This window comes from Saccharothrix sp. AJ9571 (assembly GCF_021725495.1).
In the GTDB taxonomy this organism is placed as follows: domain Bacteria; phylum Actinomycetota; class Actinomycetes; order Mycobacteriales; family Pseudonocardiaceae; genus Amycolatopsis; species Amycolatopsis magusensis.
Genome location: NZ_CP091382.1, coordinates 8,700,023 through 8,713,684, shown reverse-complemented (window position 1 = coordinate 8,713,684; position 13,662 = coordinate 8,700,023). Strand labels below are relative to the sequence as shown.

General features: G+C 71.3%; 11 protein-coding genes. 1 reads left to right on the top strand and 10 read right to left on the bottom strand.

Features of this window, described 5'->3' with window-relative positions; all coding sequences use genetic code 11:
- Positions 1–10 precede the first annotated feature (10 nt).
- The 9 genes from L3Q67_RS39425 to L3Q67_RS39385 form a co-directional block, all read right to left on the bottom strand.
- Positions 11–1,099 carry an ATP-binding protein gene (locus tag L3Q67_RS39425; RefSeq protein WP_499186501.1) on the bottom strand — a complete coding sequence of 363 codons (1,089 nt, stop codon included), beginning with the start codon at positions 1,097–1,099 and terminating at the stop codon, positions 11–13.
- On the bottom strand, positions 1,096–4,761 hold the full coding sequence (locus L3Q67_RS39420; protein ID WP_499186500.1) for a DUF4132 domain-containing protein: 3,666 nt from the start codon (positions 4,759–4,761) through the stop codon (positions 1,096–1,098). The genes L3Q67_RS39425 and L3Q67_RS39420 overlap by 4 nt, the downstream gene beginning before the upstream one ends.
- Positions 4,762–4,852: 91 nt before the next feature.
- On the bottom strand, positions 4,853–6,055 hold the full coding sequence (locus tag L3Q67_RS39415) for a cytochrome P450 family protein (RefSeq protein WP_499186499.1): 1,203 nt from the start codon (positions 6,053–6,055) through the stop codon (positions 4,853–4,855).
- 128 nt (positions 6,056–6,183) lie between these two features.
- On the bottom strand, positions 6,184–6,402 hold the full coding sequence (locus L3Q67_RS39410; RefSeq protein ID WP_499186498.1) for a hypothetical protein: 219 nt from the start codon (positions 6,400–6,402) through the stop codon (positions 6,184–6,186).
- The gene (locus tag L3Q67_RS39405; RefSeq protein WP_499191750.1) at positions 6,399–6,551 is read right to left on the bottom strand and encodes an AraC family transcriptional regulator; all 153 of its coding nucleotides are present in this window, start codon (positions 6,549–6,551) and stop codon (positions 6,399–6,401) included. The genes L3Q67_RS39410 and L3Q67_RS39405 overlap by 4 nt, the downstream gene beginning before the upstream one ends.
- Positions 6,552–6,653: 102 nt before the next feature.
- The gene (locus L3Q67_RS39400) at positions 6,654–6,866 is read right to left on the bottom strand and encodes a hypothetical protein (RefSeq protein ID WP_499186497.1); all 213 of its coding nucleotides are present in this window, start codon (positions 6,864–6,866) and stop codon (positions 6,654–6,656) included.
- A gap of 192 nt (positions 6,867–7,058) precedes the next feature.
- Complete coding sequence (locus L3Q67_RS39395) at positions 7,059–8,531, bottom strand: alpha/beta hydrolase (RefSeq protein WP_499186496.1); 1,473 nt, start codon at positions 8,529–8,531, stop codon at positions 7,059–7,061.
- 206 nt (positions 8,532–8,737) lie between these two features.
- Complete coding sequence (locus L3Q67_RS39390) at positions 8,738–9,082, bottom strand: peptidase inhibitor family I36 protein (RefSeq protein WP_499186495.1); 345 nt, start codon at positions 9,080–9,082, stop codon at positions 8,738–8,740.
- Positions 9,083–9,167: 85 nt separating this feature from the next.
- A complete protein-coding gene (locus L3Q67_RS39385) occupies positions 9,168–9,578 on the bottom strand; it encodes a peptidase inhibitor family I36 protein (protein WP_499186494.1) in 411 nt (136 codons plus the stop codon).
- A gap of 187 nt (positions 9,579–9,765) precedes the next feature.
- Between L3Q67_RS39385 and L3Q67_RS39380 the strand changes: the two genes are divergently transcribed.
- On the top strand, positions 9,766–12,501 hold the full coding sequence (locus tag L3Q67_RS39380) for an AfsR/SARP family transcriptional regulator (protein WP_499186493.1): 2,736 nt from the start codon (positions 9,766–9,768) through the stop codon (positions 12,499–12,501).
- Here L3Q67_RS39380 and L3Q67_RS39375 read toward each other — a convergent pair.
- Positions 12,444–13,661 (bottom strand): cytochrome P450, encoded by a 1,218-nt coding sequence (locus L3Q67_RS39375; RefSeq protein WP_499186492.1) that lies wholly within the window; start codon positions 13,659–13,661, stop codon positions 12,444–12,446. The two genes, L3Q67_RS39380 and L3Q67_RS39375, sit on opposite strands and share 58 nt — an antisense overlap.
- Position 13,662 lies beyond the last annotated feature (1 nt).

Below are 13,662 nucleotides of genomic sequence, written 5' to 3'. Positions count from 1 at the left end.
GGTGCCGCCATCAGCCCGGCAGCCGCAGCCGAGCGCCGTGCAGTTCCGCCCACGCGGGCGAGCCCTTGCGCCGGGCGGCGTCGTGTTCGAGGTAGCGGCGCAGCTTCGCGAGGTCGTCCGGGCTGTCCTTCGCGGCCGTCCCGGCGAGGCACTCGACGACGTCCTCGCCCGTCCCCGCCTCACCGCGCAGGTACCAGCCCCGCAGGCCGACGGCGTGCGCCACCGACACCGCCTCCGCAGTGCTGAGCACCGTGGACAACCGCTCCCCGCCACGGCCCCCGGTGCCCGCACGCAGCTCGCGGAACGTGGTGACCAGCACCTCGAGGACGTCGCGGCGTTGCGCCACCGGCACCCCGGAGCGGCGCAGCAGCTCCGCCGACTCGGTCTCCACCAGCGCCAGTTCGGTGTCCAGATCGGGGATCGGGAACACGGTCTCGAAGTTGAACCGGCGCTTGAGCGCCGCGCTCATCTCGTTGACCCCGCGGTCGCGCGTGTTGGCGGTGGCGATCACGTTGAACCCGTCGGTGGCGAACACCATCGCGTCCGGCCCGCTCAGCTCGGGGATCGCCAACACCCGGTCGGACAGCGGGGAGAGCAGCGAGTCCTGCACCTCCAGCGGGCAGCGCGTGATCTCCTCGAACCGGACGACCTTGCCTTCGGACATGCCGCGCAGCAGCGGCGCGGGTACCAGCGACCGCGTCGACGGGCCCTCCGCGACGAGCATCGCGTAGTTCCACGAGTAGCGGATCTGGTCCTCGGTGGTGGCCGCGCCGCCCTGGATGGTCAGGGTCGACACGCCGCTCACCGCGGTCGCGATCAGCTCCGAGAGCAACGACTTCGCCGTGCCGGGTTCGCCGACCAGCAGCAGCCCGCGGCTGGTGGCCAGGGTGACCAGCGCACGGTCCACCAGGGACGGATCGCCGACGAACTTGTTGCGCACCCCCAGTTTCGCGTCCCCCACCACGAACCGGCGGGCCGCGTCGAGGCTCAGCGCCCACCCCGGCGGGCGGGGCGCGGTGTCCTGCTCGCGCAGGCGGGTCAGCTCGTCGGCGAACCGGACTTCGGCGGGTGGCCGCTGCATTTCCTGCTGGGTGGTCACTGGGCGCTCGCCAGCTCGGTCAGGTCGGCCAGCAGTTCGCTCGCCGACACCGCGTCGATGGTGCCGAACGGCGTGTCCTCCCGCGGCCACCAGCCGTCGTGGTAGGTCGACAGGAACACCCGCCGGATCTCCTGGTTCTCGCCGAGCATGGTGGGGTCGCCCGCGACGATGCCCTCCTCCAGTTCGATGACCCCGAACCAGCCGCCCGTGAGCGGCTTGACCACACCGGCCTCGACACCGCCGTCCTGCGGCGTGGTCCGCTCCCAGCCGCGTTTGGTGAGCCCGAGGACCCGGCCCACGCTGACCTTCGTCTTGTCGAACCGCGCGAGGGTGAGCGCGGCGCGCTCCTCGTCGGTCAGCGCCAGCACCTGCCTGCCGAGCTGGGGGAACGGTTGCAGGATCTCGTAGTCGGCGAACACCTCCGACCACGCGGCGAGCGCGTCGCCGAGGTGCAGCGGGTGCGCGACGCCGACGGTCGTCCCCTCGGGCGGGGTGAAGGTCTCGTCCTCGGCGTCGGCGAGCGAGCGGTCCTCGGCCAGCCGGAACGCGCCGACCAGGGCGTCCCGCTCGTCGTAGACGCCCCACACGAGCCTGCGCACGACGTGCCGGAGGAGCGGGTGCCCGGAGAAGTAGCGGGCGAAGTCCTCGTGGCTCCACCGGCGCCCGGTGACCATGGCCCGCTCCAGGCGCAGGATCTGGTCGCTCGCCAGGGTGCGGACGTCCTTCTTCAGCGCGGAGAACCGCTGGTGGGCGGCGGTCGCGAGGTCCTGGTCGTCCTTCGCGCCGGGCTTGGGCAGCGACTTGCGGCGGGTGCCGTCCTCGTCGGAGACGGTCGGGCGCAGCGCCTCGTCGAAGCCGACGACGAACTTGCGCGGACCGTAGTCGAGCACGAGCGTGCCGTCGTCCGCGAGCCCGAGGTCGGGCACCAACCGGTCGGCGAGCTGTTCGGCGGAAAGGCCGAGCTTGGCCGCCACCAGCTCGATCTTCTCCCCGGCGCGCTGCTTGAGCCCCGAGAACTTGACCTTCTGCGCGATGCCGTTGAGGTGCATCAGCGCGACGTCGGTGCCGATCTCGGCCAGCACGTCCAGCCCGGTGACGGCGCGGGCGTGCCCGCCCTCGCCGGGCCAGGCACGGATGACCGGCGAGAGCCGCCGCACGGTCTCGTCGTCGCCGATGGCGGCCAGCGCGGTCAGCGCCCAGCCGTCCTTGGGCGGCATGCCCGCCTTGCGCCACGCCTCGAACACCGCCCACCCGAACTCGGCGAGCGAGCCCGGGTCGCACACCTCGGCGACCTGCGTGACACCGCCGTAGGGCTCGTCGGGGGTACCGAGCGCGAACATGGTCACCAGGTCGGCGGTCGACGCGGTGGGCAGCGCGAAGTCCGCGCCACGCAGGCGGATCTGCGGCAGCCCGGCGGGGTCGGCCCACGCGCCCAGCACCGGCAGCTTCTTCGGCAGCAGCTCCAGCGGATCGGCGGCGAGGACACGCGCCACCCCCTCGCCCGCCTCGGCACCGGCCAGCCGGGTCGCCTCGGCGACCACGGCGTCGGTGCCCTCGTGCGCGGCCAGCGTGCGGAGCATGGCCTCCGCGGCGTCCCGGGCCTTGCCCGTGGGACCGAGCGCGGCGGGCAACAGGTAGGGCAGCGTCGCCAGGCCGTGCCGCAGGAGCCACGCCCGCACCACCGGCCGGACCGTCTTGCGGCGTGCCATCGCCGTGACCATGAGCGCGGCGACCTCGGTGCCCAGCACGGGCAGCAGCGCCTTGAAGTCGTCGTGCCCGTTGTTCATGGCGACCACTGCGGTGACCGCCGGGACCGCGGCGGTGCCGAACCGGGCCATCAGGGCCGGACCCGACACGTCGATGTTGTAGACGTGCTTCGGCTGCCAGGCCGTGAGCGCGGGCAGTGCCAGCTCCTCCGGCGCGTGCAGCAGCACCGAGGGCATCACCCAGTCGCTGATCTCCAGCTCCGCGGCCCAGTCGATGCCGGGACGGGTGTAGCGGCTGGCGTAGGTCTGCTTGCCCTGCTCGAGGGCCTGCTCCCGTTCCCCGTCCGCCCACACCACGCGCGTCGGCGCGTCGACGGACAGCTCAGCCAGGACCACCGGGGACGTGGTGCGGCGCGGGCGGGTCCACGGCGGGCTGGCCAGCACCGGCGGCAGCAGGTCGGCGGGTGCGTCGGGCAGCCGGACGACACCTTCCTGGGTGGCGAGCGCGGCTTCCCTGGCTGCCTCCGGCAGCGTCGGCACGACGTCGGTGAGCAGTTCGTGGCGCGCCATCAGGTGGATCCGCAGCAGTTCGGCGGCCACCTCGCCGCCCTCGGCGGCCGCCTCGGCCAGCAGCCGGGTGGCGCGAACCGGGTAGCGCTGCACGGCCTCCTGCAGCGCGGCACGGAACGGTGCCTTGTCCGCGTCGGCGACCAGGCCGCGGAACGCGTCGTCGGTCGGCATCGCGACGATCGCCGGGAGCAGCCGCTTGAGCAGGTCGTTGTCGGCCTTCGCGGTCCACCGCACGAGGAGCGGCGCGGCGGCGGGACCGATCGTGCGCACGACCGTCGGCAGCACCCTGGACTGGCGCCGGAGCCCGTAGCCGCTGCCGAGCGCTTCGAGCTGCTCCGCGCTGTGCACGGCACACAGGTACAGCCACTCCGTGACGTGGTCGAGGTCGTCGGCCTCGGCGGGCAGCTCGTCCACCCAGGCCCGCTCGGTGGGCGCCAGGAACGCCGCGACCAGCCGGGTGGTGGGATTCTTCCGGAAGCCGCCGAGCAGCTCGACGACCCGTGCGTACTCGTCGTCGTCCGCCGCCGCGATCGCCGTGCGGACCTCCCCGAGCACGTCGGCGCCCGCCCAGCGCCACGGCACGGGCTCGCCTTCGCTCAGGTGGCGCAGCATGGTCACCGACCGCCGCTTGTCCAGGCCGTGGGTGGTGAGCGTGGGCAGGTGCATCGCCGCCTCGACCGCGAACAACAGCCCGTGCTCGGCGAGCCAGAACTGCCCGAACCGGCCGACGTCGTCCCGGTCGTAGTAGGTCGCGGAGGCGCTGAGGACGGTGAGCACCGCCGCGGCGCCCAGCGGGTCCGGGGTGCCGCCGAGGTGTGCGCGCGCGGCGGCGGCGGCCAGCTCGTCGCTGCCCGGCGCGTCGAGCAGTTCGTCGACCTTGGGCCGGAGCCTGGCCAGGAGCCTGTCGGCCACCTCGCGCGCGTCGGGGGAGGGGCGGTAGCGGGGCTTGCCCTGGTCGCGACGGGGGTATGCCATCCGCACCACGCCCGCCGGCGGGTCGAAGGTGTCCTCGTCGACCGCGGTCGCCGCGGGCCGCGCGGCAGGCTTCCCGGCAGCCGCGCCCTGGACGACCGGTTCCTGCGCGGCTGGTGCCTGCGCGGTTGGTGCTTGGGTGGCCGGTGTCTCGGCGTCTGGTGCCTGGGGCGGCTTCTCGGCGGCCGGGGCGGGGGTCGCGGTCGCCGTGCCCGTGTCGGTGTAGCCCTTCTTCACCTTCTCGTCGGCCTGCTTCGCGAGGAACGCGGCCGCGTCCTGCGCCGAGCCGAACTCCTTGCGCTTGGACTGCCCGGCGGTCCCGATGCGGCCCCACGTCACGACCACTTCGGTGCCCCGCACCACCCCCTCCCAGAACTTCGCCGAGCCACCACCGATGTACTCAAGACGCCGCACGTTCCACTCTTTCCTGCCCGTACTTCTCCGACCGTGTGCACAAGCTAGCCGGGCACACCGACAGTCCGGAGTGGATCGCGCGGATTGATCCTCAGTCGATCAGCACCGGCAGTGCGGGCACGGTGTTGAGCAGCAAACCCGGCGGGCGAGCGGGTTCCACTTCCGGCTGCGCGAGCCGGAGCCGCGGGAAACGCCGCACGAGGGCATCCAGGGCGATCCGGGCTTCCAACCGGGCCAGGGGCGCGCCGAGGCAGTGGTGGATGCCGTGTCCGAAGGCGACATGGGGCGAGCCGGACCGGGTGATGTCGAATTCGGCCGGTTCGGCGTACCGGCGGGGGTCACGGTTCGCCGCCAGGAGCGCGGGCACGATGACCTCTCCGGCCGGGATCGTCACCCCGGCCACTTCGACGGGTTCCGCGGTGATCGCGGGGACCGACGCCTGGCCGGGCCCGTCGAAGCGCAGTACTTCCTCGACCGCGTCGGCGATGCGCTCCGGCTGGGACCGCAGCAGGGAGAGCTGGCCGGGATGGGTCAGCAGGGTGTGGACGCCGATGGTGATCAGGCTGACGGTGGTTTCGTGGCCCGCGGTGAGGAGCAGCACGATCGTCGAGGTGATTTCGTCGTCGGTCAGGCGGTCGTCACCGTCCTGTGCCTGCACGAGGCCGGTGATGAGGTCGTCGGCTGGCGCCGCCCGCTTTTCCTCGACCAGGTCCCGGATGCACCGGACCATCGCGGAGGCGGCCGCGATGTACTCCTCGGCGGGGTGGATCGAGCCGTTGATGAGCACCGCGGACCACTGGCGGAAGGCGTGGCGGCGGTCGCTGGGCACGCCCACCAGTTCGCAGATCACCGTCATCGGCAACGGGTAGCTGAACAGCGGCACCAGGTCGGCGGGCTGCCCATCGGCACCCGCGCGAACCAGGTCGTCCAGCAGTTCCGCGGTGATCTCGCGGACGCGCGGGGCGAGTTCGTCGATGCGCCGCCGGGTGAAGGCCGCGGACACCAGTTTGCGGAGGCGGGTGTGGTCGGGCGGGTTCCGCAACAGCATGTTGTGGTTCATCGCCGCGTCGAGCTCGGCGGGCACCCGATCGCTGTGCGGTGCGGGAGCCGATGGCTTGACCACGGCCGGATCGGCCATCAGCGCACGGACCTCGTCGTCCCCGGTGACAAGCCACACCGGGACCCCGGTGAACAAGGTCGTCTGGTGCAGCGGACCGCGGGCAGCCAGCTCGGCCAGTGCGGCGTGCCGCGCGGACCCGGTGAGTTCGGTGAAAGGTGACACGTCCGCGCTCATCGACAGGACCTCGACACGGTGAACCCCCTGTGACGCCTCATCCCCAGTGCGGGGCGGCTGCGGCCAGTGTACTGAAATCCGGGGAACGGCCGGTGGTCTCCGGAATCAGGGGGTTCATCGGGCGACGGTCATTCCGGATTCCGCCGCAGGTCGGCCACGAGCTGGACCCACGCCGCGCGATAAAGCTCGGCGCCATTTCCTCCGGCTGAAGCGCTTTGCCGCAGGGCGCGTTCGGCTTGGGCGGGTGAGGCACCCAGGTCCCGGGCAGCTGCCTGGAAGTCCGGCTCGCTCGCCATTTCGGGCAGTAGCGGATTGTCGCTGTCGTTCTTCTCGCGGTCGCCTGTCACGGAAGGGGACTACCCGCGCGGGTAGTCACTACACAACGGGCCAGGTCGCGGTGTTCGCTGGGCGATAGGCCGTAGGCGGCCCGGAAGGCGCGGCTGAAGTACGCGGGATCGGTGAAACCCCACGGGTGGCGATGACGTGAATGGGTGATTCGCCGTGGCGGGGATCGGCCAGGTCGCGGCGGCAGCGGTCGAGTCGCCGCCGCCGTGTCCAGGCGGCGACGGTGATGTCCTGGGTGCGGACAGGCCCGCGATCACCACGCACACACGCAGGCCCTGACCAGCCGCCGGCCTCGGGCCATGGACAGCAGGGCGGTACCGGCGAGCAGGAACAGGAACACCGAGCCGTAGCGCCACAACGGTATTCCGAGGCCGGCGAACGGCAGCAAATTGTCCGCCTGGCAGGCCACGGACGCGTCGGCGGTCAGGCGGGCGAGCTGGCCGGCGCCCAGCCACCACCCGATCACGGCCCCCCACGCAGCCGTGACAACCACTCGCGGCGCACGCCACCGGCTTCGCTCGCTGGCCGTCACCAAGGCAGAATACGACGACCGGCACGGCGGAGGTCCATCCCCGACCGTCTGGTAGGCGAAATCCGGCCAGTAGTCCGACATGGAAGGGGCCCGGCCGCGTTCACGGCCGGGCCCTTCTCGATATATCTATCGTTGGTACGGCCCGGGGGAGCGCGGGTTCAAAGCCTTCGCGGAGGACGAAGACCCCGGCTTTTCCATGGCCGGGCAGGAGAGGCCCTTTTTCGGCACGGTCAGGTCGAGCAGGTAGGCATCCACCGCTTCGTTGACGCACGGGCTCGGCCCGTCGTTGCCGTAGGCGGTGTGGCCCCAGCCCTCGTAGGTGATCAGGTGCGAACCGCTCTGTTCCGCGGCGGTCTTGTTCCACTGGTACACCGTGGCCGGGTCATGCACGTTGCCGACCATGACCAGCGGCGGCGCACCCTTGATCTTGAGTGGCTTCTGCGGGTTCGTCGTCTTCAGCGGGTTACCCGCGCAGGTGAGCGCGTGGTCGACGTAGGGACTCCACTCCATGTTCGGGAACTTCGCGGACAGCTTCGTGCGCAGCTTGTCGTATTCGGCGAAGTTCTTCACCGGGTAGCGCCAGTCGCTGCACCAGATCGGCGGGTACGGGTGGTTGATCGCGGCGGCCGCTTCGAGTGTCGCCGCCGACGTCGTGCCCGTGCCGTCCTTCAACCTCTTGAGCTCGGTGGCCACGTTGCCCCACATCACCGGCCTGGTCACCGAGAACATCCGCTGCGACAGCTCGTAGAAGCCGATCGGAACGCCCGTGGCCGGGTTGGTGAGCGTGCCCGCTTTGGCCCGGCCCTTCAACTCGCCGTAGACCTTCGCGGTGCCCTGCCCGTACAGCGCGCAGGTTTCGGTGGTATCGCACCACTTCGCGAACTCCTGGAAGGCCACCTCCACCGGCTCGGTCTCGGTGCGCATGAAGTCCCACGCCGTCGACAGGCTGTGGTCCATGTTGCCGTCGTTGACCATCGCCCGGATCCGGCCCGGGAAGCGCTCCGCGTACTGCTGCCCCATCAGCGACCCGTACGAGTAGCCGACGTAGTTGAGCTTCTCTTCGCCGAGCGCGGCGCGGATGGCGTCCATGTCGCGCACGGTGTTGAGGTTGTCGACGTGGTCGATCAGCTCACCCGAGTGCGCACGGCAACTGTCGATCAGCTGCTTGTTGAGCGAGACCAGCTTGTCGAACTCCGCCTGGCTGGTGGGCCGCCGTGCGTCGAGTGCCTGCTGCGAAAGCGTTTCGTCGCAGAGCAGCTGCTGGCTGGTGTTGATGCCGCGCGGGTCGAAGCCGACGACGTCGAAGCGGGCGGTCACCGCCTCGGTGAACGGGTCGGCGTTGGCCACCAGGCCCACCCCGCTGCCGCCGGGGCCGCCCGGGTCGACCAGGATCGAGCCGATCCGGTTCACCTGGTCCTTGGCCGGTCGCTTGGCGAGCCCGATCCTGGTCTTCGCGCCGTCCGGCCGCGACCAGTCGAGCGGCACTTCGATGGTGGCGCACTGGGCGCCCTTGCCGTTCGGACACGGCTGCCAGTCGACGGTTTCCACCGCGTTCGCGGTGGCCGGTGCGGCGACGGCCGCGATCAGTACCCCGGTCACCGCGCCGATGAGAGATCTTTTGACTATGCGCACGCAGTTGGTTCCTTTCCGTCGGCTACGTGCTTCAAGCTACCGACAGAACCGATCACACGGAGTCCGATTTCGACATCACCGAGTCACCACGTGCACGTACGTTGGTCGAGCCAGCCGCCCACTGGCTCGACCACTGCCGTCCGCGGCTCAGGTCGCCTGGCCGATGTCCGGGGTCAGCCGCTGACGGAGTAGCGGTGACCGTGATCCGCGAGAGCTGACCCGTCGGGGATCGCCCACCAGACGCCGCCGCAGGTCGAGTACTGCCACAGCCGCTGCTCGAAACCGGTCCGGTTGTACGCCGAGCGGAATCCCAGAGGTGCGGGGAATTTGCAGGACTTCGGCGGAGTGGCCATGATCTTGTACCTCGTGCCGTCGAAGTGGGGCAGGCTCCAGACGCACAGGTAACCCTGATCGCACAGCGGCGCTCCCGCGACAGCGGCTGCTTTCCGCCCGCGCACCTGGTCCGCGTTGGCGACCGGCACGTTCCCCGCGAACCCGACGAGGAGCAAGCTCAACAATGCCGAAACTTTCTTGACCCTTGCGTTTTTCCTGCTTTTCATCGTTTCCTCTCACTGTCGGAACGAATGCCGTAGTGCGAAGACATCAAGGGCCACCGACCGAGTAGCGGTGATTGTGGTCCCCCAAGGCGACCCCGTTCCGGATCCACGTGTGGCCGGGGCCGGTACAGGTGGAGTACTGCCACAGCCGCTGCTCGAAACCGGTCCGGTTGTACGCCGAGCGGAACCCCAGGGGCGCCGGGAACTTGCAGGAACCCGACGGGGTCGCCGTGATCCTGTACCTCGTGCCGTCGAAGTGGGGCAGGCTCCAGACGCACAGGTAACCCGGGTCGCACAGCGGCGCTCCCGCGACAGCGGCCGCCTTGTGCACGCGTACCTGGCCCGCATGGGCGGCCGGCACGTTCCCCGCGAACCCGACCGCGAGGAGACTGAAGAAAACCGCTGCTTTCCGGACACCCCTTCTCACCGTCGGTGTCTTCCTGATGACCGTCGACATGCCTTCCCTTTCGTTCGACTCGCAGCAGGCGGAACCGCCCGAGCTGTGTGCCGTCCGAGGATGGGTCGGCGGTGTTGGCAAACGGTTGCGGAAACCTTAAAAGCCCAGTTCAGCGAAAAGAGTGCGGGCCGGGGGACCGTGCTCGCTACACTTCGCCGGGCTGACCGGGCCACGGAGGTGAACGGGTGTGATCCTTCGTCTGCTGGGCGAAGTCGGGTTGCTCGTGGACGGCCGCGAGGTCGATCTGGGCCCGGCCAGGCAGCGGTGCGTGCTGACCGCGCTCGCCGTCGACGCCAATCTCGCTGTGTCGGTGGATCGTCTGACGCAACGGGTGTGGGGAGAACGGCCGCCCTCGCGCAGCCGGGCGACGCTGTCGGTGTACCTGTCCCGTCTGCGGCAGGTGCTCGCGGTCACGCAGTCCGCCCGGATTTCGCGGCGCAGCGGCGGATACGTACTGGAGATCGAGCCGGCGGCGGTCGACCTCGAGCGGTTCCGCGACTTGTGCCGCCGTGCTCGCGCGGGCATGACCGACGACCGGCACGCCGCCGGCCTTCTCACCGAGGCAATGGGTCTTTGGCACGGTGAGGCCTTGACCGGCCTCGTCAGCGACTGGGCCACAGCCGAACGCGAGCGCCTGGCCCAGGAGCGGGCCGAAGCGGAACACGACCGCACCGACGTCCTGCTCCGGCTCGGTCACGGCCCCGATCTGCTGGCGGACCTGGCTCGCCGCGCCACCGCGAACCCCGTGGACGAACGCGTGGCCAGGCAGTACATGACCGCGTTGTCGCGCGCCGGGCGCACCGCGGACGCCCTGACCCACTACGAGCGGATCAGCGACCGCTTGGCCGAGGAGTTGGGCACCGACCCCGGAGCGGCGCTGCGACAAGCGCACACCGAGGTCCTGCGCACCAGCACCGCGACCATTCTCGGTCCCTGTTCTCTGCCCTACCGGATCCCCGATTTCGTCGGGCGTGGACACGAACTGGACCAGTTGCGCCAGGCGCTGCACGGCGGAGCCGTGGTGCTCGTGCACGGGATGGCAGGCATCGGCAAAACCGCCGTGGCGGTGCGGGCCTGCCACGACAGCGCACCGCGGTTCCCCGATGGCCAGCTGTACATCGACCTGCACGGCTACTCGCCAGGGCACCGTCCCCTCTCGCCCGCCGCCGCCCTCAGCGACCTGCTGGCCCAGCTCGACATCCCGCCCACCCGGCACCCGGATGGGCTCGACGGCCGTGCCGCGCTGTGGCGGGCCCGCACCGCGGGACGCAAAGTGCTGGTGCTCCTGGACAACGCCGCCGACGCGCACCAGCTCCGCCCGCTGCTGCCCGGTACCTCCAGCGCCGCGGTCGTGGCCACCAGCCGTCGCAGGCTCACCGCCATCGAGGGCGCGCACACGCTCGCCCTCGACCTGCTGCCCGACGCGGACGCGATGACGCTGTTCACCGCGGTCTCCGGCCGCGACGGCGCCACGATCGCCGCGCTCTGCGGCGGTCTGCCCCTGGCCCTGCGCATCGCCGCGGCCCGGTTGCGGAACCGGCCCCACTGGACGCCCGACGATCTCGCGCGGCGACTGGCCGAGCGCCGGCAGCGCCTGAGCGAGCTGCGCACCACCGATCAGGACCTGGCCGCTGTTTTCGCCCTGTCCTACCGTGAACTGGACGCTTCGCAGCAGCGCGTGTTCCGGCTGCTCGGCGCACACCCGGGAACGCGCATCACCCTCGCGGCCGCGAGCGCGCTCGCCGGCACGAGCGCCCGCGACACCGAACTGCTGCTCGACGCCCTGCTCGATGCCCATCTGCTCGTCCAGCTCGATCGTGAGGCCTACGCCCTCCACGACCTGCTCGCCGAACACGCGCGCAGCCTCACCGAGCCCGCCGAGCGATCCGACGCCCTCGACCGCTTGCTGGACTACTTCCGCGGCGGCGGAGCTGACGACTGGCACGCCCAGGAACTACCGAATCTGCGGGCCATCACCCAGTGCGCCCTGGAACGCGGACTGTTCCAGCACGGATGGCGCATCGCCGACCACACCGCGCGGTATCTGCGCATGCGTGGGCACCGCGACGAATTCCTCGCGGTGGCCCGCCTGGGCGTCACCGCCGCCGAGCACCTCGACGATCCACACGCCCTGCTGCCCAGTCTGGACAACCTCGCCAACGCGTGCTGGGAAGCCGGGCACCTGCAGCGCGCGATGGAGGTGGCCGACACCCAACGACGACTCGCGGCGGCGAGCGACGCCCCCGTCGCCCACGCCACCGCCCTCTCGCGGATCGGCACCCTGCACGGCATGTTCGGCGACTACCGCACAGCGTTGACCTATTACCAGGCGGCGCTTTCCGGCAGCGTGCCGGACACCACGGTCACCGCGGTCGTGCTCGGAAACCTCAGCCACGCCCACGAAATGCTCGGTGAGTTCGACCAGGCCCTCGCCGCGGCCACCCGGGCACGGCTGTTGCGCGAACAGGCCGAGGACTGGCGGGGATGGGCGCTCGCCACCGCGCAGGAAGCGCTCGTGCTCGCCCGGCTCGAACGACTCGACGAAGCACTCGCCACAGCGGCACGAGCGGTCGACACCGCAGTGCGCCACGACGACCCATTCGGCCAGGCTTGGACGTGCACCGATCACGCGGAAGTACTCCTCGCCGCGGACCGGCCCGAGGAGGCACACCGGCAAGCACGCCGAGCGTGCACCATCCTGGCCGGCCTGAACCAGCCGCTCCTGCTGACCATGGCCGCCAACACCCTCGGCGACGCGCACCTCGCCCTCGGAGAGCCGCGACCGGCCCTCGATCACTACCGCACCGCCCACCACACCGCGGAACGCATCCACTACCAGCGGCAGAAGGACCGGGCCAGTGCCGGCTACGACCGCGCCCGCGCTGCCCTGGCACTCCCGGCGGCCACACCGAACGCAGGTTGAACAGACCTCTCCCACACCGCGTCGAGTGCGCCCGGCAGTCGCAGCTTCCAGCCGTGGGGTGTCGCGTGCCGTCCTGGCGCGGGCCGCACGCCGGGCATCCGCTCGATCAGCACATCCAGTGCGGTCCGCGCGAGGGCGGTGACCAGCGGGTGTGCGGGGCAGTGGTGCGGTCCGGCGCCGAACCCGAGGTGGGTCCGGACGTCGCGGTGCAGGTCGAACCGGTCCGGGTCGGTGAACACCTCCTCGTCGCGGTTGGCCGAAGCGATGGCCGCGGCGATCAGGTCGCCTGCCGGGATCTCCCGGCCGCCCAGCGTCACCGCGCGGGTGGTGCGCCTGCCCAGCACGCCGACCGGGCCGCTCCAGCGCAGTGCCTCGTACACCGCCGCGCCGAGCAGCGCCCGGTCGGCGTGGACCGCGGCGAGCTGGTCCGGCGCCGACCACAACGCCACCAGCGTCCAGCCCGCCAGCCAGCCGGGCTCGAGCACGCTCAGGCCGAGGTGCTTGAGCACGGGCACCACGTCGGCGTCGGGCCGTGCCCGGCCGTGCGGTCGATCGTGGTGCAGGAGATGGGAAATCACCGAGCCGTCCGGCCGCGCCCGCAGCCGGCCCACGGCTTCGGACACGGCCGTGCCCTCGCCCATGACCGCCGCCGCGGCCGCGGTCACCGCGGGATCGCGGCCGAAGTCGTTCGCCACCTCGGTGAGCACCCGTCCCCAGCGCCGGAGCACGTCCGAGCCGGGGTCGAGCCCGAACAGCGTGGTCAAGCCGATGACCGAGACCGGCTCGAAGTAGTCGCCCGCCAGGTCGGCCCGCCCGGCCGCGCCGATCCGGTCGGCGACCCGGCAGGCGACCGGCCGGGCGATCGTGTCCACGAAATCGGTCACCCGGTGCGCGTCGAAATCGTGCCGGAACGCCTCTCGGAGGTCGTGGTGTGCCTCGCCTTCCCGCAACAGCAGCGGTGTCCCGCCGCACAGCCCGATCAAGGGTGAAGCGGGCTGATCGGTGGTGAACCGGTCCACCCCGGTGAGGACCGTGTGGACGTCGTGCCACCGGGTCACCAGCCACTGACCGGCCTCCGGCACCCAGCTCACCGGTTCTTCGCGGCGCAGCCGGGCGTAGGCGGGATAGGGGTCGGCCTCCAGTTCCGAGAGCGTGACCACG